At 63.3% G+C, this 23,011-nt stretch carries 19 protein-coding genes and 1 rRNA gene; 17 read left to right on the forward strand and 3 right to left on the reverse strand.

All coding sequences use genetic code 11. The annotated features are described in order from the left end of the window. The 5 genes from QZ269_RS06770 to QZ269_RS06790 form a co-directional block, all read left to right on the forward strand. Positions 1-427, forward strand: a 427-nt coding sequence (locus QZ269_RS06770; protein ID WP_291425639.1) for an ABC transporter substrate-binding protein, incomplete at its 5' end; no start/stop codon positions are given. Positions 428-1,012: 585 nt separating this feature from the next. Next, the gene (locus tag QZ269_RS06775) at positions 1,013-1,987 is read left to right on the forward strand and encodes a branched-chain amino acid ABC transporter permease (protein ID WP_291425641.1); all 975 of its coding nucleotides are present in this window, start codon (positions 1,013-1,015) and stop codon (positions 1,985-1,987) included. A 4-nt stretch (positions 1,988-1,991) separates the two neighbouring features. Next, positions 1,992-2,951, forward strand: coding sequence for a branched-chain amino acid ABC transporter permease (locus tag QZ269_RS06780; RefSeq protein ID WP_291425643.1), 960 nt, complete (start codon positions 1,992-1,994; stop codon positions 2,949-2,951). A gap of 47 nt (positions 2,952-2,998) precedes the next feature. Next, complete coding sequence (locus QZ269_RS06785) at positions 2,999-3,730, forward strand: ABC transporter ATP-binding protein (protein ID WP_291425673.1); 732 nt, start codon at positions 2,999-3,001, stop codon at positions 3,728-3,730. Between the two features lie 142 nt (positions 3,731-3,872). After that, a complete protein-coding gene (locus tag QZ269_RS06790; RefSeq protein WP_291425645.1) occupies positions 3,873-4,583 on the forward strand; it encodes an ABC transporter ATP-binding protein in 711 nt (236 codons plus the stop codon). Positions 4,584-4,964: 381 nt separating this feature from the next. Here QZ269_RS06790 and QZ269_RS06795 read toward each other — a convergent pair whose 3' ends face one another. After that, positions 4,965-5,570: a CAP domain-containing protein gene (locus tag QZ269_RS06795; protein ID WP_291425647.1), complete on the reverse strand. Its 606-nt coding sequence runs from the start codon at positions 5,568-5,570 to the stop codon at positions 4,965-4,967. 873 nt (positions 5,571-6,443) lie between these two features. On the opposite strand from QZ269_RS06795, the gene QZ269_RS06800 reads away from it, so the two are divergent. The 8 genes from QZ269_RS06800 (at position 6,444) to QZ269_RS06835 (ending at position 16,787) form a co-directional block, all read left to right on the forward strand. Then, on the forward strand, positions 6,444-7,172 hold the full coding sequence (locus tag QZ269_RS06800) for a roadblock/LC7 domain-containing protein (protein ID WP_291425649.1): 729 nt from the start codon (positions 6,444-6,446) through the stop codon (positions 7,170-7,172). Beyond that, positions 7,169-8,800, forward strand: a complete 1,632-nt coding sequence (locus QZ269_RS06805; protein WP_291425651.1) for a hypothetical protein — start codon at positions 7,169-7,171, stop codon at positions 8,798-8,800. The genes QZ269_RS06800 and QZ269_RS06805 overlap by 4 nt, the downstream gene beginning before the upstream one ends. A 55-nt stretch (positions 8,801-8,855) precedes the next feature. After that, complete coding sequence (locus tag QZ269_RS06810; protein ID WP_291425653.1) at positions 8,856-10,943, forward strand: hypothetical protein; 2,088 nt, start codon at positions 8,856-8,858, stop codon at positions 10,941-10,943. A gap of 21 nt (positions 10,944-10,964) precedes the next feature. Next, the gene (gene tsaE / locus QZ269_RS06815; protein ID WP_291425655.1) at positions 10,965-11,399 is read left to right on the forward strand and encodes a tRNA (adenosine(37)-N6)-threonylcarbamoyltransferase complex ATPase subunit type 1 TsaE; all 435 of its coding nucleotides are present in this window, start codon (positions 10,965-10,967) and stop codon (positions 11,397-11,399) included. A 91-nt stretch (positions 11,400-11,490) separates the two neighbouring features. Continuing rightward, positions 11,491-12,690 carry an acetate kinase gene (locus QZ269_RS06820; RefSeq protein ID WP_291425657.1) on the forward strand — a complete coding sequence of 400 codons (1,200 nt, stop codon included), beginning with the start codon at positions 11,491-11,493 and terminating at the stop codon, positions 12,688-12,690. Between the two features lie 100 nt (positions 12,691-12,790). Then, a complete protein-coding gene (gene pta, locus QZ269_RS06825) occupies positions 12,791-14,896 on the forward strand; it encodes a phosphate acetyltransferase (protein ID WP_291425659.1) in 2,106 nt (701 codons plus the stop codon). Between the two features lie 131 nt (positions 14,897-15,027). Then, entirely contained in the window at positions 15,028-15,789 is a 762-nt protein-coding gene (locus QZ269_RS06830; protein WP_291425675.1) for a metallophosphoesterase, read from the forward strand. A gap of 77 nt (positions 15,790-15,866) precedes the next feature. Then, positions 15,867-16,787 carry a DNA polymerase III subunit delta' gene (locus QZ269_RS06835; RefSeq protein WP_291425661.1) on the forward strand — a complete coding sequence of 307 codons (921 nt, stop codon included), beginning with the start codon at positions 15,867-15,869 and terminating at the stop codon, positions 16,785-16,787. Positions 16,788-16,800: 13 nt separating this feature from the next. Here the strand turns inward: QZ269_RS06835 and QZ269_RS06840 are convergent, their stop codons facing one another. Then, positions 16,801-17,901, reverse strand: coding sequence for an LptF/LptG family permease (locus QZ269_RS06840; protein ID WP_291425663.1), 1,101 nt, complete (start codon positions 17,899-17,901; stop codon positions 16,801-16,803). A gap of 160 nt (positions 17,902-18,061) precedes the next feature. Further along, the gene (locus tag QZ269_RS06845) at positions 18,062-19,108 is read right to left on the reverse strand and encodes an LptF/LptG family permease (protein ID WP_367272236.1); all 1,047 of its coding nucleotides are present in this window, start codon (positions 19,106-19,108) and stop codon (positions 18,062-18,064) included. Positions 19,109-19,461: 353 nt separating this feature from the next. Here QZ269_RS06845 and odhB point away from each other — a divergent pair, with 353 nt between their 5' ends. The 4 genes from odhB to QZ269_RS06865 all read left to right on the forward strand — a co-directional run. Next, positions 19,462-20,775 (forward strand): 2-oxoglutarate dehydrogenase complex dihydrolipoyllysine-residue succinyltransferase, encoded by a 1,314-nt coding sequence (gene odhB / locus QZ269_RS06850; protein WP_291425664.1) that lies wholly within the window; start codon positions 19,462-19,464, stop codon positions 20,773-20,775. Between the two features lie 123 nt (positions 20,776-20,898). Further along, positions 20,899-21,936: an MBL fold metallo-hydrolase gene (locus tag QZ269_RS06855; RefSeq protein ID WP_291425666.1), complete on the forward strand. Its 1,038-nt coding sequence runs from the start codon at positions 20,899-20,901 to the stop codon at positions 21,934-21,936. 24 nt (positions 21,937-21,960) lie between these two features. Beyond that, entirely contained in the window at positions 21,961-22,425 is a 465-nt protein-coding gene (locus QZ269_RS06860; protein WP_291425671.1) for a hypothetical protein, read from the forward strand. Positions 22,426-22,623: 198 nt separating this feature from the next. Beyond that, a 23S ribosomal RNA gene (locus QZ269_RS06865) occupies positions 22,624-23,011 on the forward strand; the annotation flags it as partial.

Below are 23,011 nucleotides of genomic sequence, written 5' to 3' on the forward strand. Positions count from 1 at the left end.
CCTGATTATCGGCGGCAATGGCCTGAACACCTCTAACATCTTCCCGGTGTGCCAGAAGCTGTGCGACGGCGTGATTATCGCCCAGGCGTACAGCCCGGCCCAGCCCAGCCCGGCCAATCAGGTCTTCGTGAAGGAATACACCGCGCAGTACCACAAGTCCCCGCCCCAGTTTGCCGCGCAGGCTTACGCCGCCGTGCAGGTGTTTGTTGATGCGCTGCGGGCCATTGACCATAAGAAGAAGCTGAGCACTTGGGAGCTGCCCGCGCTGCGCACCGAGCTGAACAGCCAGATTCTGGCGGGCAAGTACAAGACCCCGCTGGGTGAAATATCCTTCGACAAGGAGGGTGAAGTCATTCAGAAGGACTTCTACGTGGCCCAGATCAAGATGAAAGATGCCAAGTCCGGCTCTTTCTTCTACTTGAAATGAATGCTTAGACTGCCGGGTTGCCGTTACCCCCCGCCGCTGACGCCACCTTGCAGCGGTACAGGCGGGGCCGTCTTGGGCAAAACGGCTTCTTGGGCAAAACGGCACCCGTATGGGGCCTGAGCGCACCCATGAAGGGGCCTCTCGGCGGGCCTGCAAGCTCTGGCGGCAGCCAGGGGAGCGCGGCTGGGCGGGCAGCGTACTGAAAGGCCAAGCGGGTATAGGCTAGACTCAACCACGTTGTACTTCTGACGATTTTCGTTTCACTGGGTTAATCTAAAAGTTAGAGCATTTTGCAAAAAGATGGTGCTCTTTTTACCGTCTTTTTGCCGAGTGGAACGAGTCAAAAGAAAGAGCAGGACGTAGAGTGAAGGAGGCGGCGGTGTTTTTCCGACGTGCCCATCATTCGCAGAACTGCTCTAACTTGGTGTATTAGACCGGCAAACGGCAGTCTGGCGCACCCTGCTTGTGTTTCAGGGTGCGCTCCATATTGAATGTTGCTCAGCAGCTCTTGCCTACTTTTTCTGCTTCGCAGGTCCGCTCTGGGCGATGATGCAGGCATTACCCGGCAGGTACTTAGGAGGTACCATGGAACTCAGTCAATTTGTTCAGAACCTGATGAATGGTCTGGCAATCGGGAGTGTATACGCCATTTTTGCACTCGGCTACACGCTGGTCTTCTCGATTCTGGGCATCATCAACTTTGCTCACGGGGCCGTGTTTACCCTGGGGGCATACTTCACCTACACGCTGGTCGTGGGGCAGTTCGAGAACAATGGGCTGCTCAAAGGCATCAACCTCTTTCCGAACGGCTCGCCGTTTGCCGGGCACGCGCTTACCTTCGGGCTGGCCACCCTGATTGGGGCGGTCGTCGCGGGACTGGTGGCCGTGCTGATCGAGCGCCTCGCCTTTAAGCCCATGCGCGCACGCGGGGCCGACACCCTGATGGCGCTGGTCAGCAGCCTGGGCGTGTCGCTGGTCGTGATCAACCTGATTCAGCTGATGGTGGGCGCAGAAATCTATAACTTTCCCTCGAACGCCTACGGTGACGTGCCCCCGGCCCTCAGCTTTCATATTGGCGACAAGACTGTCATTATTCGCACGGTTCAGATCATTATTTTTGCGGTCAGTATGGTCATGCTCGCCATTCTGGGGTATGTCATCGGGCGCACGCGGGTCGGCAAGGCGCTGCGGGCGGTCGCTGAAAATCCGGGTACGGCCAGTCTGCTGGGCATTAGCGTGGACCGTTTTATCCTGATTACCTTCTTTTTGTCGGGCTTTCTGGGCGGGCTGGCTGGTACGCTGGTCGGCACTGCCTTCGGGGTCGCGGGGCCGTACTTCGGCGTGACCTACGGCCTCAAGGGGCTGGCCGTGATTGTGCTGGGCGGGCTGGGTAGCATTCCCGGCGCGGTGCTGGGCGGGCTGGTCATCGGGCTGGCCGAAGCCTTTGTGCCCGCCGATTACAGCGCGTACAAGGACGTGGTCGCGTTCGCGCTGCTGTTCGTCATTCTGCTGGTGCGTCCGCAGGGGCTGCTGGGCAAGTCGGCCATCCAAAAGGTTTAAGGTTATGAACGATTTTCTTTCTACGTATGGCCACCTGCTGGTCACGATGGTGCAGGCCGGACTGCTGGGCCTGAGCCTGTATTTTCCTCTGCGGGCCGGGCAGCTGAGCCTCGCCAGCCCCGGCTTTTATGCGCTGGGCGGTTACATTGCCGCCATCATGCTGACCAATCCGGCCTTTAGCGGCCTGCGGGACAGTCTGGGGGGCGGCATCTTCGTGCTGACCTGGCTGGTCGCGGCCATCTTGTCGGGCGTGCTGGGCGTGGTGGTCGGGGTTCCGGCGCTACGGCTGCGCGGCATCTATCTGGCGCTGGCGACCATCGCCTTCGTCGAAATTCTGCGGGTGCTGGCGCTCAACATGACCATCACCGGCGGCGCTATTGGCATTTTCGGTATTCCGCAGGCGTTCGGGCTGGTCGACTGGCAGTATATCTGGCTGTTCGGGCCGCTGCTGATCCTGACGCTGCTGTTTGCCTGGCAGCTGGAGCGCTCCCGCGTGGGCCGCGCCTTCGACGCCATCCGCGAGGATGAACTGGCTGCCGACGCGATGGGCGTGCCGCCGACCAAGTACAAGGTGATGGCCTTCGTGATCGGCGCGGTGCTGGCCGGAGTCGTCGGCGCGATGAGTGCGCCCTTCTTGAATACCTGGAACGCCAAGCAGGGTACCTTCGATGCCTCAATCGCCACGCTGGCGTTTGTCCTCATCGGCGGCAGCCGCAACATGTGGGGGCCGGTGGTGGGCGGCGCCCTGCTGACCGCCGTGCCCGAAGTGCTGCGCTTTCTGGCTGACTGGCGGCTGGTCATCAACGGACTGGTGCTGGTCGTGGCGAGTCTCTATCTGCCCCAGGGCATCGTCGGAGCCTTGAAGAAGCTGGTGCGGCCCCGTCCCCTGCGGCGGCCCCCGACCCCGCCGCCCGCAAGCTCGCCACCCCCACCACCTAGGCAACCCAATGAGGTGAACTCGTGACCGCCACGACTGATTCGGTGCGGCCCACCGTACTCGAAGCCCGCGACATGACGCGGCGTTTCGGCGGGCTGGTGGCCGTCAACAAGGTGTCCTTCGACGTGCGCGAGGGCGAAATCTTTGGCCTGATCGGGCCTAACGGGGCAGGCAAGACCACCCTGTTCAACCTGATGACCGGCCTTACCCCGCCCAGCAGCGGCACCCTGACCTATAAGGGGCAAACCGTGACCGGCCTCGCGCCGCACCGGGTCGCGGCGCTGGGCCTCAGCCGCACCTTTCAGAACATCCGGCTGTTCCGGGGTCTCTCGGCCCTGGAAAACGTCAAGATCTCCCAGCACATCCGCACGCGGGCCGGACTGTGGCAGGGTGTGTTCGGCACAGCCCGCGCCGAGGAGCTGGGCGTCGAGCGCCGCGCCTGGGAACTGCTGGACCTGGTCGGCCTGAGTGACCGGGCAGGCGAACTGGCCGCCAATTTCAGCTACGGCGATCAGCGCAGGCTCGAAATTGCCCGCGCCCTGGCGACTGAGCCGCGCGTGCTGCTGCTCGACGAACCCGCCGCCGGAATGAACACCTCCGAGAAGGGCCAGCTGACCAGTTTCATTCGTGAGGTGCGTGACCGCTTTGACTTGACGGTGCTGCTCATCGAACACCACGTGCCGCTGGTCATGGGGCTGTGCGACCGCGTAGCCGTGCTGAATTTCGGTGAACTGATCGCCATCGGCGACCCGGCGAGCGTGCAGCGTGACCCGAAAGTGATCGAAGCGTATCTGGGAGGGGAATGATGATAGGAGGTCCACACGTCAACACGTCAAAGCGTCTAACCGCCGAAGGCCGAAGGCAAATGGCACATGGCTACCGCTCGCCGGGCATTGCGTCCTTCACCACGGCCCACACCCCACGGCCCACTGACCGGAGTTGCCGCTGATGCCCCTCCTCGAAATCGAAAACCTCAGTGTCAATTACGGCGCGATTCAGGCGGTGCGCGGCCTGTCGCTGCACGTAGACGAGGGCGAGGTCGTGACCCTGATCGGCGCGAACGGTGCGGGCAAGACCACCACCCTGCGGGCCGTGTCGCGGATGCTGCGGCCAGTCGGGGGCACCGTCCGTTTTGCCGGGCGCGATATCAGCCGCATTCCCACCGACGAGGCCGTTAAACTGGGCATCGCCCAGAGTCCCGAGGGCCGTCAGGTGCTGGCCCGCCAGAGCATTCAGGACAACCTGGAACTGGGAGCCTATACCCGCAACGACAGAGCCGCGATTCGCGCCGACATCGAACAGATGTACCAGCGCTTTCCCCGTTTGGGTGAGCGCCGCGCTCAGCTGGCGGGCACGCTTTCGGGCGGTGAACAGCAGATGCTGGCGATTGCCCGCGCCCTCATGAGCCGCCCCCGGCTGCTGCTGCTCGACGAGCCTTCGCTGGGGCTTGCGCCGATTATCGTGCGCGAGATCTTCAACATCATCCGTGAACTCAACGAGCAGGGCACCACTATTTTGCTGGTCGAACAGAATGCCAAACTCGCCATGAACTCCAGTCACCGGACTTACGTGCTGGAAGCGGGCCAGATGACCTTCCACGGTGACAGCGCCAAGCTGGTAAACGACGAGCGCGTGCTGCACGCTTACCTGGGGGGCTGATCCCCGACCTGACTGTTTCAATCGCCAGTCCGGTAGTAGAGGTGGGCCGCAGAGCGAATGGCCGCAAAGGGGACTGTCGGGCGTAGAGTTGGCCACCCGCTGCGGTACCACGTTGCCCTTGCGGGTCGTTAACGAAACAGACAGCAGTCCGGATGATTGTCGCTGGGATTGTCGCTGGGCAGGCGGGCCACTTCTTAACCGGGGGGCCCGCCTGCCACGCCGCATTGTCTTTGCATGATCACAACCAAATAGGGAACAGGACCGCTCCCCTCACAGAACGGCCCTGCCCCACTTTTTTTTCATTTTGAACGGAACTTCAGAGTTTCACGTTCATTTCCTGCTTTCCAGTCTACTTAACCCGGTCTGGTTGGCCCAGGGTGCTCAGCGGGTGCCGAAGTCTTCGACCCAGTAGGTGCCATAGGTGCTGCCGGGCTTGTAGACGTAGCCGATGCCCACTTCTTTGAGCGCGGGGTCCATCATGGTTTCACAGTGGCTGGGGCTGTCGAGCCACCCTTTGGTCACGTTGCCCACGCCGTAGCCCGCTGCGATGTTCTCGCCCAGTTCGGTCCAGTTGGTGTATCCGGCGGCTTCGGCGCGGTTGCTGATGGTCTTGCCGTCAGGGGTCACGTGGCTGAAGAAGTTGCGGGTCGCCATATCCAGGGCGTTGGCGCGGGCCGCAGAGGCCAGGTAGCCGTTCCAGGTCACGGGGCCGACGGCGGGCATGTGCTTGCCGCCACAGTCACGGGCCACAGCGCGGGCCGCGTTCAGTTCGTTGAGAATCTGGAGTTCTTCGGCGGTTTTGGTCTGGTCGCCAGCGCTCTGGGCCTGGGCCGTGGCGGTGTTGCTGGTCGTGGTGACGCTGCTCACGTTCCTGTTGGTGCTGGCGGGGCTGGTCGCGGCGGTGTTGTTGCTGGGGGTGCTGGTGCCGCCGCAGGAGGCGAGGGCGAGAACGGGGAGAAGCAGGAGGGGGAGGAATTTCTTTTGCATGAGGGTTTCCTTTTGCCACCGCGCTGTGTGGCTCTGAAGTGACCAAAGCTTAAAAAAAACCCCCTGACCAGCCATTGACAGAGCCTGTTGATTAACGGCCCCCGATGGCGGTCAGGCCTCTGTAAGACTTTTTTTTGTGTCCCAGACGCACTTTTTTAATTGCAGGACTCTTCTGATGCCTGGGAAGTCGGAGGCTGACAGGACTTTGGCGGGGTCAGCGCTGTAAAAAAGCCGTCCCGGGGTAGAAGGCGCGACTTATGCAGTCAATTATTCAGCGTCTTAAAGGCAATATCCTGTCTGTCATAGCATTCTGATGTATAAATTAAGACTATGATCCCCGCCTGTAAGATTTGTCTGCTCAGCCTTTGCTGAACGCCGCCCGTGCCCGACCCAGACGCCTTATTCCCCTCTGGGTCAAAGTGTGATTTTAGACTCTGGGCTTTATGGCCTGCGCCTCTGTCTTACTGGTCCAGAGCTTGCCTGAGCCGTAAACGGAACGGTCCCTGTCCTCGTGGCCCGTAAGGAGTGGCCCACTTGCCAAAAAACGCTCAGGAAGTTGCCCGAGCCGTCCAGTCTGTTTCACCAAGCTTGGTGTGGGCCTGTACACGGTGTAAGCACAGCCCTCTCCTTGGCGGTTCAGGTGCGCTGATGGTGGGGGCCGCCTGCAGCCTTCCTCTCTATGGGCTGGCCGTGCGCCTTTTGAACACCCTGTACGCCGCTCGCCGACTTTTGCCGGAAGTCTAAAAGTGCCCTGCCGGAGTCGTTTAAGGTGCAACAAAAATGTAAGCTGTAGCTCTCTATACTGGCTCTAGGATTCTGCACTTTGGTATTTTCCGAAGTTGGCAGAACAGCACTGTCCCGAGGTCTTTCATAATGACGAATTCCGTTTACCACATGATTGTGCAGGCCCTGACCAGCAGTGTGTCTGCACGCGCAGCCGAGACTATGCTTCAGGCTGCCCTCAAGGAAAAAGGCCTGAATGCCGCCGAGGTCACGCCCGAGCAGATGCAGGGCGTACTGTTTGGGCCGCTGAAAACGCGCCTCACTGCCGCCCTGCCCTCCGCCCGCGCCGAGGCCGAACTGACGGCGCTGTCTAAGTTGCTCGAGCGCCAGTTTCCCAAAGCCCCAACTCTTTTTACGGATGTGGGTTCTTTCGCCTCCTGGGACGATACCCTGATTTCGCCGACCAACCCGGCACATGACGGCAACGAGCTGGGCGCCGACGACTTCGAATTTGATGATCCTGAATTCAGCACTGGACTCTCGCTGCGAACCTTCGACCTCACCACGGAAGTCGGTCAGGAGGACCTCATCAAGCACCTCGGGCGGATGCAGGGGGTGCAGGGCGTGCTGGTGTCGCTGTCCAGCGGCGAGGTGCTGCGCGTCAAGGCCATGCGTGACGCCAAGGGCCTCAGTGCTGTGATCGCAGCGACGGCTCTGCTGTTCCAGAAACGGCACCTGAAACTGATGTCGGCCCAGCTGGGCGAACAAACCGTCTGTATGCGCCCACTGGGCACCTACTGCATCGCCGTGATTGCTGGCCCACAGGTCAACATCGGTCGTCTGCTGGCCGAACTGCAACAGCTTGGAGCAGCAGTGTGAAGCGCAGTTCCCGGGCAGCTCTCAGCGTGGCGCTGCTGCTCTGTGTGGGTCAGGCCGGGGCACAGGATCTGGGCGCTTACCAGGCGCTGACCCGTGCGCTGGACGCCGCCGCCCAGAGCAGTGGGCACGACGCCGTACGGACCTTGTCGTACCTCGATGCGGCGCAGCAGGCTTTTGGTCGGCTTTCGCCCAGCCTGGGCAGTTCGCAGATCGTCTCGGACATGCGAGACGCGCTGGATGCGGCGCGGGCTGCCCAGTCGCGGACTCCGGCTGAACTACAAGCGCAGCTGCTGCTGGCCCGTGGCCTGCTGCGTAAGGCGCTGTACGACCAGACCGTGACTGTGCTGGCTACCTCGCCCGAGAACGCCACCGAGCGCTTAAGCCTGCTGGCCCTTGAAGTAGGCGCTGATCCGCAGGCCCTGGTCGCCGATGCCCGGGCGGGCAAGGTCAATCTGGTGACCTGGCGTTTGCAAAAAGCCGCTGCCGAGAAGGTCGGGGCTTCACTGGCCCAGGTGCAGCCCCGGCAGACTTCAGGCAACTACCTGAATCTGGCGCGGGCTAGCAGCTGGTTTACGGTGGTGCAGGACACGGGCCGGAACTTGACCCCGCCCCTTGACGCCCCGCAGTTTCAAGACGCTTTGTCTCAGCTGGCGGCGGGAAACACGGTGGCCCTGACCACCAGCCTAAGCCGCCTCAAAACGGGCGCAGGTGCCCTGAACCGTGCGCTGGCCACGGTGCCCACGGCCCACATGTCTGTGGCCCCTGTCGCTTCCCCGGCGCAGTCGGCTCCTAAAGTCACGGGAGTCAAGCCCAGTGGCGGTGCGGCAGGTGGCGGTGCGGCTGGTGGCCCAGTGGTGGGCGGCGGTTTGTCTCACGTTCCCGGGGCAGGCGGACTTAACGGGGCTTACGCCGCGCTGGGCCGCGCCCTGAGCGCTGCCGGACATGCCGACATGGTCAAGGCCCGCAGGCAGTTGGCCACTGTTCCTGGCGTCCTGGCGACCGCGCCAGCAGGCCTACGCCACGCGGCGGGCTACGACGCCTTTACCGGGCATGCTCAGGCGTTGGCCGCACGCCAGGGGCTGCGCCCAGCCGACGTACAGGCGCTGACCGCCGAACTAGGGGCGCTGGAAAGCCGCGCTGCCGGGCGGCCAGTCAGCGTCCTCGACACGCTTTCGGGCCGTGCGTCGCGTCTCTTTGGTGGCGGGTTGCGGGCCGTGCTGGGGCTGCTGCTGGCCCTGGCCTGCGCCGCGCCACTTTATCTGCTTAATCTGGCTTTCGGTAACCGTAACCCTTTCTGGCGGGCCATCAATACCGCGCTGGCGCTGCTGCTGCTGCCTACTGTTCTAGAAGGCGTCTTTGGGTTCCTGGGCTGGGTCGGCGACCTGACCGGGGCGGCTTTCTTGCGGTCGCTGACTAATCTCACCCTGTTGCAGGCGGCTTATGGGCTGCCCATTCGCGGGCTGCTCAGTCTGGTGGCTATAGCGCTAGCGACCTACGGCTTCCGTGGCCTGTGTATCCAGTTCGGGCTGCTGGGTACCCGGCCCAGCCAGAAGAATAAAACCAAAATTTCCCCTGTGGTCGCGGTCAACCCGGACCATACCAGTCTCGATTGGGACGAGGAGGTCTGATGAGCACCACTAAACCCGTAGCTACTCGGCTGGCCCCGGCAAGGGTTTGGCTCCGATGAGCCGCGCTCCGCTCTACAAGACGGCGGTCAAGATGCTGGGCGACCTCGCTTCCTCGCGGGCGCTGGAACGCGTGCTGCACGACGCCGCCAATGCACGCGGCACCGATCTCGATTCGCTGGACGCGCACACACTCGAACAGATTCTGAAAAACGACGTTTACAAGCGGCTGCAACATACGGTGCCTGCGCCGCTGGCCAAGCGCCGGGTCATGGAAGTGCTCAAAGAGCTAGAGAAGATGCCGGACGTGCCCCCCGCGACGCGGGCACTGCTTGAAAGCCAGGTCAATGCGCTGGAAGAAGGATCGCGCAAATTTACCCTGTACTTCGACTGGCCGGAAGCCCAGCGTCTGCGCGGCGTGCTGGGGCTGGCCCGCACCGAGGAGGCGGCTGGGCGGCCCGTTGACGCGCTGGTCTACGAAGGTCAGGAACTCATCGGCCAGATGGAGCGCAAGCTGGAAGAAGGTCTGGTGGCCCAGGCCCAGGATCTGGCCGAGTTCAAGGCGGCCTTTACCCGGGTCAGCGGGGTGGGCGGGCGTGACGTTCGCCGTCTCGAAAGCCTGATTGCCCAGATCGACGAGGCTCAGGAACAGCGCACCCTGCTGCCCGGCGAGGTCGAGCGGGCGCGGAACATCAGTTTCAAGCTGCGTAAAAGCATGGAAAGCAGCGTAGTGCAGGGGGTCGAAACCTCGGCGGCGCTGGCCCCCAATGCTCAGGCCCGGGTGCAGGCGCTGGAGCAAGAGCACGCCGGACGGCAGCTGAACGATCAGAGCCGCGAGTTTGCCGCCTTGTTCCGGGTTCGCCCCGATCTTCAGGAGCAAAACGAGCAGCTGCGGGGACGGCATAACAACGGCCAGCTGGCGGTCGAGGAAGTCGGTGCCTGGCGCACGACCCTTGTACAGGCCCGCGACGTTACCCTGGCCGAGCAGAGCAGTGAGCTGGCGTCTTTAGAAAATCAGCTGGCTGCCCTTCCTGGCGGTACGGCAGGTTCCGATGTGCAGCTGGCGCTGGACGTGGCGCGCATGGCCCTGTCGAGCGGCAGCCTCGCGACCGACGAACTGATGGAGCTGCGTATCAGTATCAATGCGCTCAACCGTTCGCCGGTCGAGGCGAACCGGATTCTGGAACAGCAGCGCGAACTGGCCGAAATCGAACGCTCGGCGCGTGACGTTCCGGGGGCCGAAAACAGCCTGCGTGAGGCGCTGGCCGAGGCCCGCGATACGCTGGCGCGTGGCCGCGAAATCGGTCTGAGCTCGCTGTGGGCTACCCTGGAACAGCACATGGGGCAGGCGGCCCAGCAGCGCGAGAGCTTGGACGCACGGGCCGACCATGTGGTGCAGGAATACGACAAGGTTCGCTCACTGGCTGGCGAAACCACGCAGCGTCTGGGCCGTCTGGCTGACACCCTGCGTTCGCAGCGCCGCCTGGGGCCGATGAGTGCCCAGGCCCGTGAACGCTACGCCCAGACCCTCACCGACGCCGAGGCCCTGCTGGCCGAAGCCCGCGCCGAATATCAGGCCGCGCAGGAGGTGACCTCTTCGTTCGGCAGTGACGCCCTTAGCGGCCTACTGGACGTGTTCGACTTCGGTGAAAGTGATGTTATGGGCGGCAATAACAGTGGTGAAAGTGGCCTGTTTGGCCTGGGCGACGCGCCTGCCCCGGGGGCAAGTTCGGGTGGCAGCGACCTGAACTTGATGATGGCGTCCCTGCTGTCCGGTTCGGCTTCCAAAGAGCTGTCTGGAGAGATAGAGGCGCCCCCGGTTTACACTCCGCCTGCCCACCCTAGAGAAGCCAATGAAACCGACTGGGGACGCTTCAATACCGGTCAGGTAGACCGCTGGAACGTGGTCGATGGCCGCGTGGTCGACGGCACCCAGGACGATCACCTGACGAAAGTGGCTGGCCTGCTGGGTCAGGCCGATCACCTGGGCTTACAGCGGCTCGATATGGCCGATGCGTTGCATGTCTGGTCGGCACGTTTAATCAGTCCGGGAGTGTGGCGTCTGGCCCGTGGCCGCGACTGGGACGGTCTAGAAAAAGTCGCGGGCCAGTGGCTCGATAGCGGCAGCGATACCTTGCCCGCGTAAAGTTGGCTAAACTACGGCCACATGATTCTGACTCCAGGCGAAACCCGGCGACTGTACGGCCTAGAGCAGCAGCAGCAGCTTGGCGCTGAATTTGCCCGCGTGGTTCCTGCCGGGTCAGTTCTGTTTCTGGAAGGCGAACTGGGGGTGGGCAAGACTTCTTTTACACAGGGGCTGGTGGAGGCCTACGGTTTTGATGGCGGCGTCAACAGCCCGACCTACGCCCTGATGCATGTCTATCCGGCGCGTGACGGGCAGGTGCTGCATGTCGATGCCTACCGCGTGCGCGACCCGGACGAGCTGTACGAAATGGACCTAGAAGCCCTGATCGAGAGCAGCCGGGCCAGCGTGATCGAGTGGGGCGAGGGGCTGTACGCCGACTACCCGGACGCCCCCATTCTGAAATTCGAGCATGTGCCCGGGGCCCCCGAAGTGCGGCAAGTTACCCGGCTGCGCTGATTCCCGGCGTAGTGCAGACGCCTTCTGGCTGCCGAGACCCTGGGCCGGGTGGCCGCGCCTTTCCCTGACTGATCTTTGCCACAATAGACCCATGCTTATTCTGGTGATGAACTGCGGTTCCAGCAGCGTGAAATTTGCCGTCCTTGACCCGCAAAACCCTTCCGAGGTGCCGCTGTCGGGCCTGTTCGAGCGGGTAGGCAGCGTCGGGGTGGGCCACGCGGGGGCCAGCGCGACCATCAAACGCGGCAGCGAAAAGCGTGAGCAGGCACTGGTGGGCGGGCAGTACGCCGACGCTTTTGCGCTTATTCGGGCCGAGCTGGACGCGATGGGCCTGAGCGCAAAGCTGGGCGCGGTGGGCCACCGGGTCGTACACGGCGGGGCCGTTTTCAATGCCCCAGCCCGGATTACCCCGGCGGTGCTGGCGGCCATCCGGCAGTGCATCCCGCTGGCCCCGCTGCACAATCCGGCGAATGTGGCCGGAATTGAGGCGGCGCTGGAAGCCTTTCCCAAGCTGCCGCAGGTGGCGGTGTTCGATACCGCTTTTCACCAGACCATGCCGCCCGCCGCGTACCGCTACGCCGTGCCGGAGCGCTGGTACACGCAGCATGGCGTGCGGCGTTACGGCTTTCACGGCACCAGCCACGGCTTCGTGGCGGAGCGGGCCGCCGAAATGCTGGGCCAGCCGCTGGACAACCTGAACCTGATCACCGCCCACCTGGGCAACGGCTGTAGCGTGTGCGCGGTGGCGGGCGGCAAGAGCCTGGACACCAGCATGGGCCTGACCCCGCTGGACGGCCTGATGATGGGCACCCGCAGCGGCGACGTGGACCCCGGCCTGCACGAGTACATGAACCGTCAGGCGGGCCTGAGCGTGGAGGAGGTGACGGCCACGCTGAACAAACAGAGCGGGCTGCTGGGCGTTTCCGGCCTGACCAACGACATGCGCGACCTGGAAGCTGCCGCCGCGACCAATGAAAAGGCGCGTCTGGCGCTGGAAATGTTCGTCTACCGTCTCGCCAGGGCTATCGCGCAGATGGCGGTGGCGCTGGGCCGGGTAGACGGTCTGGTCTTTACCGGCGGCATCGGTGAAAACAGCGATTATGTCCGGGCCGCCACCCTGAAGCGTTTGCAGGTGCTGGGCTTTGAACTGGATGACGAGGCCAACAAGGTCGCCGTGCGCGGCCAGTCGGGCCGGATTACCCGTGCAGGCAGCCCGGCGGCGCTGGTGGTCAATACCAATGAGGAACTGGCGATTGCGCGGGAAACAGCGGCGCTGGTGGGGGAAAATTAAGTTACGGTTCCCTCCCACTAGTGCGCCAGCTGCCTAGACTGACCGCCGGTTGAACCGGGCAGTTCCTTCCCACTCGCCCCCGACTTCTGAAGGAGCCAACATGAGAACCCTCTTCCTCGCCCCCACCCGCAACGGCGTCGGCCTCAGCAGCACCGCCCTGGGCTTGACCCGCGCCCTGGAGCGTCAGGGCCTGCACGTTGCTTTCCTTAAGCCCATTGCCCAGACCGGCGAAAAAGCCACCGACGACAGCGTGCATTTTGCCCGCACGGTGAGCCACCTCGTGGGCACGCCCGACCCCATCTTGCTGGCGACTGCCGAGGAGCAGCTCAGCCAGGGCCAGGAAGAGGAGCTGATGGAGCAAATCATTGCGCTGTCCAAGCAGGCGGCCCCGGATGGGGTTGACGTGCTGGTGGCCGAGGGGCTGGCGCTGACCGAGCGCAACGTCTATGCGGGGGCGCTGAACGCTTCGCTGGCCCGCAACCTGGAAGCTGATACCGTGCTGGTCAGCAGTCTGGCGGGCGTGACCCCGGCAGAACTGGCCGATGAGCTGGAGATCGCCGCGCAGAACTACCGCCGCAGCGACGGCTCCGGGCTGGCCGGATTTGTCCTGAACTTTGCGCCGCAGGGCCTGGATTTCGGTACCCTGATGGCCGAGCTGCGGGCCAGGAGCCGCGTGCTGGCCTCCGGCGGACTGCCGCTGCTAGGCGTGGTGGGCCTCTCGCCAGAGCTGCGGGCCGTGCGTACCAGCGATATTGCCCGTTATCTGGGGGCTGAAATCGTCAATGCGGGCGAGGTCAATCAGCGCCGCGTATCTGGCACCGTGGTCACAGCCCGCACGGTGCCCAACATGACCAATCTGTTCTCACCGGGGGCGCTGATCGTCACGCCCGCTGACCGTGAGGACGTGATTATGGCCGCCGCGCTGAGCCACATGAGCGGCACTCCGCTGGCGGGTGTGGTCTACACCTCCGGCACCTCGCCCGAACCCAGCATTCAGCGGCTGTGCGAGGTGGCGTTGACCAGCAGCCTGCCGGTGCTGCGTGTGCCGACCAATTCGTTCGAAACGGCGTCCAAGCTGGCCCACATGGATTCCCGCGTGCCGCAAGACGACACCTCGCGCATGGATAAGATGCTGGACTTTATCGCTGACCGGCTCGATACCGTGCCACTGGGGGCAAAACTGCGCGTTCCCAGCAGCGACGGCGAGCGCCGGATGCCGCCCAGCGCCTTTCGCTTCGAGCTGATTGGGCGGGCGCGGGCGGCGGGCAAACGCATTGTGCTGCCCGAGGGCGAGGAGCCGCGCACCATCCGGGCGTCTATCCGCTGCACCGAAAAAGGCATTGCCCGCTGCGTGTTGCTCGCCAAGCCCGACAAGGTCAGGCAGGTGGCGCAGGGCCAAGGGCTGGAGATTCCGGCGGGCCTGGAAATCATCGACCCCGACAGCGTGCGTGAGCAGTACGTGGCCCCGATGGTAGAACTCCGTAAAAGCAAGGGCCTGACCGAGCCTCAGGCGCTGGCGCAGCTGGAAGACACGGTGGTGCTGGGCACCATGATGCTGGCAACGGGCGAGGTCGACGGCCTGGTGTCGGGCGCGGTACATACCACCGCCAACACCGTGCGGCCCGCGCTTCAGCTGATTAAAACGGCCCCCGGCAGCAGTCTGGTGAGCAGCATCTTCTTTATGCTGATGCCCGAGCAGGTGCTGGTCTACGGCGACGCGGCGATTAACCCCAACCCCAACGCTCAGGAACTGGCCGACATCGCCATTCAGTCTGCCGACAGTGCCAAAGCCTTTGGGCTGCCGGTGCGGGTCGCCATGCTCAGCTACAGCACCGGCGAAAGCGGCACCGGCGAGGACGTGGAAAAGGTCAAGGAGGCGACCCGGCTGGTCAGGGAACGCCGCCCCGACATCCTGGTCGACGGTCCGCTGCAATATGACGCCGCCAGCGTGCTAAGCGTAGGCCAGAGCAAAGCGCCCAACAGCCTGGTGGCGGGCCGCGCCACGGTGTTCATTTTCCCCGACCTCAACACCGGCAACACCACCTACAAGGCCGTGCAGCGCAGCGCGGGTGTGGTTGCCGTGGGGCCGATGCTTCAGGGCCTGCGTAAGCCGGTAAACGACCTCTCGCGGGGGGCACTGGTGGACGACATCGTGTACACCATTGCGTTGACGGCGATTCAGGCGACGCAGGTGGAAACGGCGTAATACGGACTCGGGTTAAACGGTTGTGCAGACCTTTTAACCCGAGTAAACCACCCACCAGCAGCGCCTTAACGGTCTAAGAGACCGAAAAGCGTGACCAAGATCAGTTTGTCAAACCTCCGCACCGCGCTATGATGCTCTTTGTGCGGCAACTGCTGCTTTCCGATATCCACGCCAATAACACTGCGCTTCAGGCTGTCCTGAGTGACGCTGAAAAACGCGGTTACGATCAGGTCATGCACCTCGGCGACGCAGTGGGCTATGGCCCGCACCCGCACGACGTGGTCGAAACCCTGCGCGGCCTGGACGCCACCTGCGTCATGGGCAACCACGACCAGATGCTGCTCGAATATGCTGACGACACCCGCGAGTACAAAGAAAGCGTGGTCGCGGCGGCTCTCAAGTGGCAGCTTACCCGCCTGACCGAACGTGACATTCGGTGGATTCGGACCTGGCGCGACGGCATAGACGATTCGTTGGTGGGGGCGCGTTACCGCCACGGCACACCGTCGAGTCTCGACGAGTACATGGACTCGGTCACAGCGGCCAGAGAGGCGTTTACGCAGTGGCAGGGCCGCATTGGGTTCGTGGGACATACCCACACGCCCATCGTCTACGCGACCCTGAATGCGCCGGTCGGTGAGTGGATCAAGACCCAGCCCCTTTCGGACGGCGGCACGTACATGGTGCCCCCGGCGGCCCGGGTCATCCTGAATCCCGGCAGCGTCGGCCAGCCCCGCGACGGCAATCCCAAGGCCAGTTACGCCATTTTCGACACTTCGCGTAACGTCTTCGAGGTCATCCGGGTGCCTTACGATGTCGCCCGCACCCAGGAAGCGATGATGGAAGCCGGGCTCCCCCAGGTGCTGGCGGCGCGGCTGGCCATTGGAAAATAAGTGCTTGTAGCGCGTAGCGTGCGGCTTATACAACAGGCGCTGGCCCCACGCTACAGGCCCCACGCCACATGCCTCCTATGATTCACGCCCATCTGCTTGAACAATCCACGGCTTTTGGGGGCAACGCCCTGCTGCTTACGGGCCCAGCGCGGGTCGGCAAGGCTGGGCTGGCCTGGGCCATCGCGGCGGCCCAGAACTGTACCGGACTGCGGGGCATGTACGGCGAGGCGTGCGGCCAATGCCCGTCTTGCCGGGCGCTGGCGGCGGGGGCGCACCCGGATCTGCTACTGGTCGAGCCGAGGGCGACCACCACCACCGGCAAGGCGGCGCGGCGCAAATTGATTCCGGTAGGGGCCGTCTTACAAGGCCGTGATAAGGCCCGCGAGTACGAAACGCACGTCTATGAATTTCTGGAAGTGCGCCCCACCTTTCGCCGCCGCGTGGTTATGGTGTCGGGGACGGAATACCTGGGGCCGGAAGCGGCCAATGCCCTGCTCAAGCTGATCGAGGAGCCGCCTCACCACGCCCTGTTCCTGTTCATGGCCGAGGATGTCCGCGCAGTGTTGCCGACCATCGTCAGTCGCAGCGCCCGCCTGAGCGTCACGCCAGTCAGCGATCAGGAACTGGCGCGGGCGCTGATGCAGTCTGGGCAAAACGCTGATGAGGAACTGGTCGCCTTCGCTGCGGGCCGCGCCGGGGTGCTGGCCGACGCTGAGAAGGTCCGTGCGGCCCTGGCCGACGCCCGGCTGCTGCAAGAGGCTCTGGCAACCGGCCTGCTGACCACCCTCGAAACCGCCGAGGCGCTCGAAAAGCGCTGGGACGCCACCTGGCACCCCGAGGCGCTGCGCTTTGTGTGGCGAACGTCTGTTCCGCACCAGCGGGCGCAGGCCGACACGGCGCTCGACGACTTGCAGCAGGCGCTCGAAGCCTACGCCAGCCCCAGCCTCAGCTTTCAGGTTTTTGGGTTGCGTTTGCGTGAGGCGTTCGGTGAAGCGTGAAGAGCGGCTACTCTTAGCGGCGCGCCGCCAGCCACAGCAGCGCTAATCCCGCCAGCACCGCGATCAGGTCGGGTGAGTAGGCCGCAACCACGGCGGGCAGTGCGGCGTTTTCGCCCATGACCCGGAAGACGCTCCAGGTGGCGTAGTACGCAAACGCCAGCAAAATGGCCCAGGTAAAGCCCAGGTTCAGCCCGCTGCGGAAGGTATAGACCGCCAGACTGACCGAAAAGAAGGCCAGCGCCAGCGCCGCCAGCGGTTCGGCAAACTTGCGGTGCAGCGCAGTGAATTCGGCGGGGGCCGGAACGTGCTGCTGGCGGTAGAGCCGGGCATGTTCAAGCAGGGTTCGCAGCGGCAGGTCTATGGGTTTAGGTTGCCCTCCGCTGTTGTCGAAGCTGGCCTGCACGTCCTGCACGGGCAGTGAACCTGTCTTGAAGGTCAAAACCGTGATGGGCTGCCCCATCTGGTACGAGATACGCTGCCCATCGCGCAGGTGCAGTACGTTGCCCTGCAAACGCCCGCTCTGGGCGGTGATGACCTCGCGCGGCGGCTGTCCCGACTGCATGCTGATAATTTGCAGCCCGCGCATCTCACCGCCCGGCAGCAGCTGTTCCACGCTGATGGCCCGGTTCAGGGCGTCGGTCAGCACCAGTCGGCGGCCCGCCGAATCGCGGCTGCCCAGCCCGATCACGCGCGGGTTGTCGAACACGATCTGGCGCTGCACGGTCTGGGCCTGGATCTTGGCGCGGGTCACGATTCCTTCGTTGATCGCAAATGACAAGGCCGTGATCCCCAGGGCCAGCCACATAACGGGCCGGAACAGTTGCGACACCGGAATACCGCCCGCCAGTGCCCCCTTGATCTCCGAATCGGCGGCCAAGCGCGACAGCCCCAGAATGGTGGCGAACATCAGGCCAATCGGCAGCGCCTGAGCAATCGCCCAGGGAATGTTGAGCGCCAGCAGCCGCGCGACCAGCAGCGGACTGGCCCCCTTGGCAAGCAGCGGCGCGATCACTTCTTGAAGGGCCGCGAGCACCAGCAGCAAAATCACGATCACCAGTGCGCCCAGCAGCGCGGGGATGATTTCTTCTAGCACATAACGCTCGAAGCGTGTCATGGGCGGGCCTCGCGCCGGGCGCGGCGAACAGTCGCAGGGTCTAAAGGTCCAAGGGCAGGGGGAGGAAGGTGCAAGTCAGCAGGCGCTCTGCGGGCCTTCACCAGCCAACAGCCACACGCCACTAGCCTTCTCACCATATGCCTCTTCATCACACGCCTCTTCACCTGAGTCTCCAGGCCAGAACCAGCCCCAGCACGAGGAAAACCAGACTGGGTAGCCACGCGGCAAACACCGGGTCAAGTGCTCCGGCGGGAGCCAGCGACTGCATGGTGATCCACAGCACGTAGAACGAGGCGATAAACACGACCACGGCCCCCGTCGCCGCGATTCTGCTTCTGAACAGCAGCCCCAGTCCGCCAGCTGCCAGCGCAAAGGCAATCGGCGTAAACGGGTCGGCGTAGCGCGAGGCCAGTTGATACTGGTAGTTGCGGCGGCTTTCGGGCGTCAGGGCGGTGCCTGCCAGCTCGTGGCGCAACTGTACGGTGCTGACCTTGCGCGGGTCGGGGGGCGGGGGTTGCAGGGTGTCGTTCTGCGGCACGCTCAACTGCCCCAGCGTCTGGGTCGGCACCTGACCGGGGCGCGTGACCCAGGGGTCGGTCAGCGTCCAGGTTTTGTTGGCCGGGTTCCACTGCCCGACCAGCGCGGTCAGGGTGTCGTCGCCGCGCCGCACCATCACGCCAGAAAGCTGCGCGGTCTGCCCAGCAGCGTCCGGCGTGACCCGTCCGGCGTAATACAGCGCTCCCTGCGGCGCATACGTGTACTTGTCCTGGCTGGGAATAGGGGGAAGCTGACCATAGATGCCGTACCAGGTGCGTTCCCAGCGGGCCTGCCCCGCCGGAACCAGCGTGCTGGTGTTGTAGAAGGTTACCCCGCCAATCAGCAGGGCGGGCAGCAGCAGCGGCCAGATCACGCTGAGCGGGCGAATACCGGCAGCCAGAATCGCCTTGATCTCGCTGTCTTTTTGCAGGCGCGACAGCCCCAGCAACATGGCGAAGGGTACCGACATCACCAGGGCGCGGTTCAGTTTGTCTGGCATAATCGCCAGCAGAGCCGTCATGAACTGCCCGAACGAGGCGTGTGACTGCATCGCCTTGCCGACGGTGGTGCTGAGCACGTCGGTCATCTGCAAAATTAAGAAAAGTGCCAGCCCAACGGCGTACAGTCGCGCGATTTCTCGCAGAACATAACGGGGCAGGGTCGGCAACACGACCAGGATTGTAGCGGGCAGCGGTGAGAGCCTGATAGTGCCGCGCCGCCCGCCACCATTGCCAGGGCCCCAAGCTTGCCAGTCGCCAGGCTAAAAAAAGTGGAAAGCCCCCTTCAAGGACTTTCCCCACCTTGTAAGTAGCTCCCGGCTACAGTTCCGCCCATCCGGGAAACTTCATCCCCCTGTACCCCACTTCCGCCAGCAGCTACTTTTTGCCTTCTCCCGTTGCCCTGGGGTATAGGTGCGTCATGACGCACTCTATACCCGGCAGGTACTTATGACCGCTGCTCAATTCAGAAAGATTTCGGGCCTTGACCTCTTACCGGCTGTCAGGGGGTAGAATCGGGCCTGACATGGCAGATATTAAAGTCCCCGTATTCAGCGAGTCGGTCAGCGAAGGTACGTTGCTGACCTGGCATAAGAAACCTGGCGACGCGGTCAAGCGCGGCGAAGTGCTGGCCGAGATCGAGACCGATAAGGTCGTGCTTGAAGTCACCGCTCTGCAAGACGGCGTGTTGCAGAGCGTCGCCAAACAAGAAGGCGACACGGTGCTCTCGGAAGAAGTGCTGGGTACCGTGGGCGACGCGGGCAGCGCCCAGGTTGCCAGCCCCACAGTTGCCAGTGCCCCGGTTGCCAGTGCTGAGGCTTCCGGCGCACCGGCTGCCGATCAGGCCGCTAGCCCTAGTGCGGGCGAAAGCGGTGCGGGCACCACTGCCGTTCAGTCTGGGAGCGCCGCTGCTCAGCAGGGCGACGCCGCGACCCGCCGCGACGACCTTTCGCCCGCCGTGCGCAAGATCATGACCGAAAAGGGTCTGAATCCCGGCGATGTCGCGGCCAGCGGTCCTAAGGGCAACATCACTAAGGCCGACGCCCTGAACGCCAGCGCTCCCGCAGCGGCTCCGCAGGCCACCAGCACGCCCATGCCCAGCGCGACTCCGGCGGCGGTGGCGGCCATTTCCAGCGGCCCCCGCACCGAGCAGCGCGTCCCCATGACCCGCATCCGCGCCCGCATCGCCGAGCGCCTCAAGGAAGTGCAGAACACGGCGGCGCTGCTGACCACCTTCAACGAAGTGAACATGCAGCCCAGCATGGACCTGCGTAAGAAGTACCAGGATCAGTTTGTTAAGAAGCACGGCGTCAAGCTCGGCTTTATGAGCCTGTTCGTGCGGGCGGCCACCGAGGCCCTCAAAGCCTTCCCGATGGTCAACGCTAGCGTCGATGGCAAAGACGTCATCTACCACGGTTACTACGACATCGGTATCGCAGTGGCCTCCGACCGTGGTCTGGTCGTGCCGATCCTGCGCGACACCGACAACATGAGCCTAGCCGACATTGAAAAGGCCATCGCCGGATACGCCGACAAGGCCCGCAGCGGCAAGCTGACCATGGAAGATATGAGCGGCGGTACGTTCAGCATCACCAACGGCGGCACCTTTGGCAGCATGATGAGCACCCCGATTATCAATGCGCCCCAGAGCGCCATTTTGGGCATGCACAACATCATCGAGCGCCCCATTGCCCAGAACGGTCAGGTCGTCATCGCCCCCATGATGTACCTCGCGCTTTCCTACGATCACCGCCTGATCGACGGCAAGGAAGCCGTGCTGTTCCTGGTCATGATCAAGAATCTGCTTGAAGACCCGGCCCGGATGCTGCTGGACCTCTGAGTCAACCCTTTTTTGCAAGCTTCTTGAGGCGCGAACGGCTTTCCCGGCTGTTCGCGCTTTTGAGCAGCTCCGGCCTTTGCCCCTTATCTCAGTGACACTTCAGTTTGCCCGGTGGCCTGCGCTGTGACGGACAATAGACGAATGTTCGAGTTCGATCCCACCACTCACCTGACCCGGCATGTCACGTCGCGGGGCACGCGGTTCTACGTCATGAGCATCCGGGCCTTCGCGCACCTCAGCGTCAATTCGTTTCTGGTGGTAGAAGGCGACCCGCACGCCCCGACCTACATGGCTCTGATCGACACGGGCACCAACGAAACCCAGTCGCGCCTCGGCCTGATCGCGGGCTTGGAGGCCATCCGGCGCGACTACGGCGAGCAGTGGTCGTGGGCTAGCCTGTCGCGGCTCATCGTCACCCACGCCCACCCGGACCACGCAGCGGGCTTACCCTGGATCCGCACCCAGACAGACGCGCCGCTGGCCGCGCATGAATGGGGCCGCCTGACCCTCGAAGACCCCCAGGGTGATCTGGCGCAGGCCCGTCCACTGTTCGAGCGCTACGTTGCCTGGACTGGCGTGACCGGAAGCTATGCCCAGCGCTTAGGCCGCCGCGCACAGAGAAGTTGGATGCCTTCCGGCGTACCGGTTGAAACGCTCTTACAGGACGGCCACCGCCTCGATGACCGCTTCGACATCATTCATACGCCGGGCCACGAGGGTTCTCAGGTCTGCCTGCGGCTCGATAATTTCTTGCTGACAGCCGATCACCTCCTGCCTTTCAACTCCCCCCCGCTTATGCCCGAATGGGTGCGGCGTGGGGGTGGCCTGAGCCTGTATCTATCCTCGCTGGACAAGATCGAGCCTCTCGCCGGGATAGACCTTGCTCTGGGTGGACACGACGCGCCCATGCCGCACTGGAGGCAAAGAATCACCGACCTGCGCGGGCGGTATGAGGGCAAGCTGGCCGCGCTGCTCGAAGCCGCCGATGTCCCCCAAACCACCGAACAGCTTATGCTGCGCCTCTACCCGAGCGTCCGTGAAGCTCAGGCCATTCTCCTGATCGACCAGACGGCGGCGCTCGCCGAATATCTGCTTGGGCAAGGAAAGCTGTCGTTGGTCGGTTCTTCCGAGGTTCCGGCGCGGTTCGTCAGGTCCTCGTGAGCCTCTACCCTCTACCCTAAGCACATGAGTCTTCAAGGGCGCTTTGGCGGGATAACACAGGGTCTTGATCTGCGCGGTGAATTCGATGGCCAGGAGTTCAGGGGACGTATCGGTTCTTTTACCGGAGGCGCCGATATCCAGATTGTTGCCGGTGAAGGGGTCATCCTGGGCCGCGTCGGGACCTTTACTCAGGGCTTTGATCTCAGGGCGACCATCGAGGGCCACCGACTCCTGATTCACCTGGGCGGCGTATCCGACGGTATCGAGGCCGTTCTAGAATTCACAGCGGAAGGGGCCAGCGGGCGCTACGGTACCTTCACGGCTGGTCAAGACATCACTCTGCGTCATTACGCTGGCGAGGTGCGTGGCCGCACCGGTAGCTTCACGCAGGGAATGGATTTCCGCCTGGAGCTTGGTGATGTGCCTTTGCCGCTGGCGGCCATGCTTCTTGTCTGCACTCTTCGCGTCTGGAACGAGAAAACCCCCTGATTCTCAGAGAAGGTCAAGGCCACCACAAGTCAGAGGGGTTGACAGAATTTGCGTGGGCCTGTATTGTTTCTGAGCCTCGGTTGAGGCGCGATGCATGACAACGAAGCGTGAACGAGATACGAGATGATCATTTTAAGCGTGTCAGACGATTGTCTGGCCGTTTATAACAAAGCTCGGCCATGAGAGTGGCCGAGTGAAGGTCAAGATACTAAGGGTCCACGGTGGATGCCCTGGCACTGGAGCCGATGAAGGACGCGATTACCTGCGAAAAGCCCTGACGAGCCGGAGATACGCTTTGACTCAGGGATGTCCGAATGGGGAAACCCACCTGTTTACAGGTACGCCTTTTGGCGAGGGAACGCTGGGAACTGAAACATCTCAGTACCAGCAGGAGAAGAAAGAGAAATCGATTCCGTCAGTAGCGGCGAGCGAACCCGGATCAGCCCAAACCGAGATGCTTGCATCTCGGGGTTGTAGGATCACCATTTAAGATTTGGCCCCCCCATCTGAAGCAGCTGGAAAGCTGAACCACAGCAGGTGATAGTCCTGTAGGAATACGGCGGGCCAACTGAGGTGACACCTGAGT

Origin of the sequence: Deinococcus sp., assembly GCF_018260405.1 — a bacterium.
Taxonomy (GTDB): domain Bacteria; phylum Deinococcota; class Deinococci; order Deinococcales; family Deinococcaceae; genus Deinococcus.

What these genes read in the sequence shown, in the direction of transcription:
- odhB (WP_291425664.1), top strand. Translation starts at nt 19,462, where the DNA reads ATGGCAGATATTAAAGTCCCCGTATTCAGCGAGTCGGTCAGCGAAGGT.
- QZ269_RS06860 (WP_291425671.1), top strand. Translation starts at nt 21,961, where the DNA reads ATGAGTCTTCAAGGGCGCTTTGGCGGGATAACACAGGGTCTTGATCTG.
- QZ269_RS06820 (WP_291425657.1), top strand. Translation starts at nt 11,491, where the DNA reads ATGCTTATTCTGGTGATGAACTGCGGTTCCAGCAGCGTGAAATTTGCC.
- QZ269_RS06775 (WP_291425641.1), top strand. Translation starts at nt 1,013, where the DNA reads ATGGAACTCAGTCAATTTGTTCAGAACCTGATGAATGGTCTGGCAATC.
- pta (WP_291425659.1), top strand. Translation starts at nt 12,791, where the DNA reads ATGAGAACCCTCTTCCTCGCCCCCACCCGCAACGGCGTCGGCCTCAGC.
- QZ269_RS06795 (WP_291425647.1), bottom strand. Translation starts at nt 5,570, where the DNA reads ATGCAAAAGAAATTCCTCCCCCTCCTGCTTCTCCCCGTTCTCGCCCTC.
- QZ269_RS06780 (WP_291425643.1), top strand. Translation starts at nt 1,992, where the DNA reads ATGAACGATTTTCTTTCTACGTATGGCCACCTGCTGGTCACGATGGTG.
- QZ269_RS06790 (WP_291425645.1), top strand. Translation starts at nt 3,873, where the DNA reads ATGCCCCTCCTCGAAATCGAAAACCTCAGTGTCAATTACGGCGCGATT.
- QZ269_RS06830 (WP_291425675.1), top strand. Translation starts at nt 15,028, where the DNA reads ATGCTCTTTGTGCGGCAACTGCTGCTTTCCGATATCCACGCCAATAAC.
- tsaE (WP_291425655.1), top strand. Translation starts at nt 10,965, where the DNA reads ATGATTCTGACTCCAGGCGAAACCCGGCGACTGTACGGCCTAGAGCAG.
- QZ269_RS06810 (WP_291425653.1), top strand. Translation starts at nt 8,856, where the DNA reads ATGAGCCGCGCTCCGCTCTACAAGACGGCGGTCAAGATGCTGGGCGAC.
- QZ269_RS06840 (WP_291425663.1), bottom strand. Translation starts at nt 17,901, where the DNA reads ATGACACGCTTCGAGCGTTATGTGCTAGAAGAAATCATCCCCGCGCTG.
- QZ269_RS06835 (WP_291425661.1), top strand. Translation starts at nt 15,867, where the DNA reads ATGATTCACGCCCATCTGCTTGAACAATCCACGGCTTTTGGGGGCAAC.
- QZ269_RS06785 (WP_291425673.1), top strand. Translation starts at nt 2,999, where the DNA reads ATGACGCGGCGTTTCGGCGGGCTGGTGGCCGTCAACAAGGTGTCCTTC.
- QZ269_RS06800 (WP_291425649.1), top strand. Translation starts at nt 6,444, where the DNA reads ATGACGAATTCCGTTTACCACATGATTGTGCAGGCCCTGACCAGCAGT.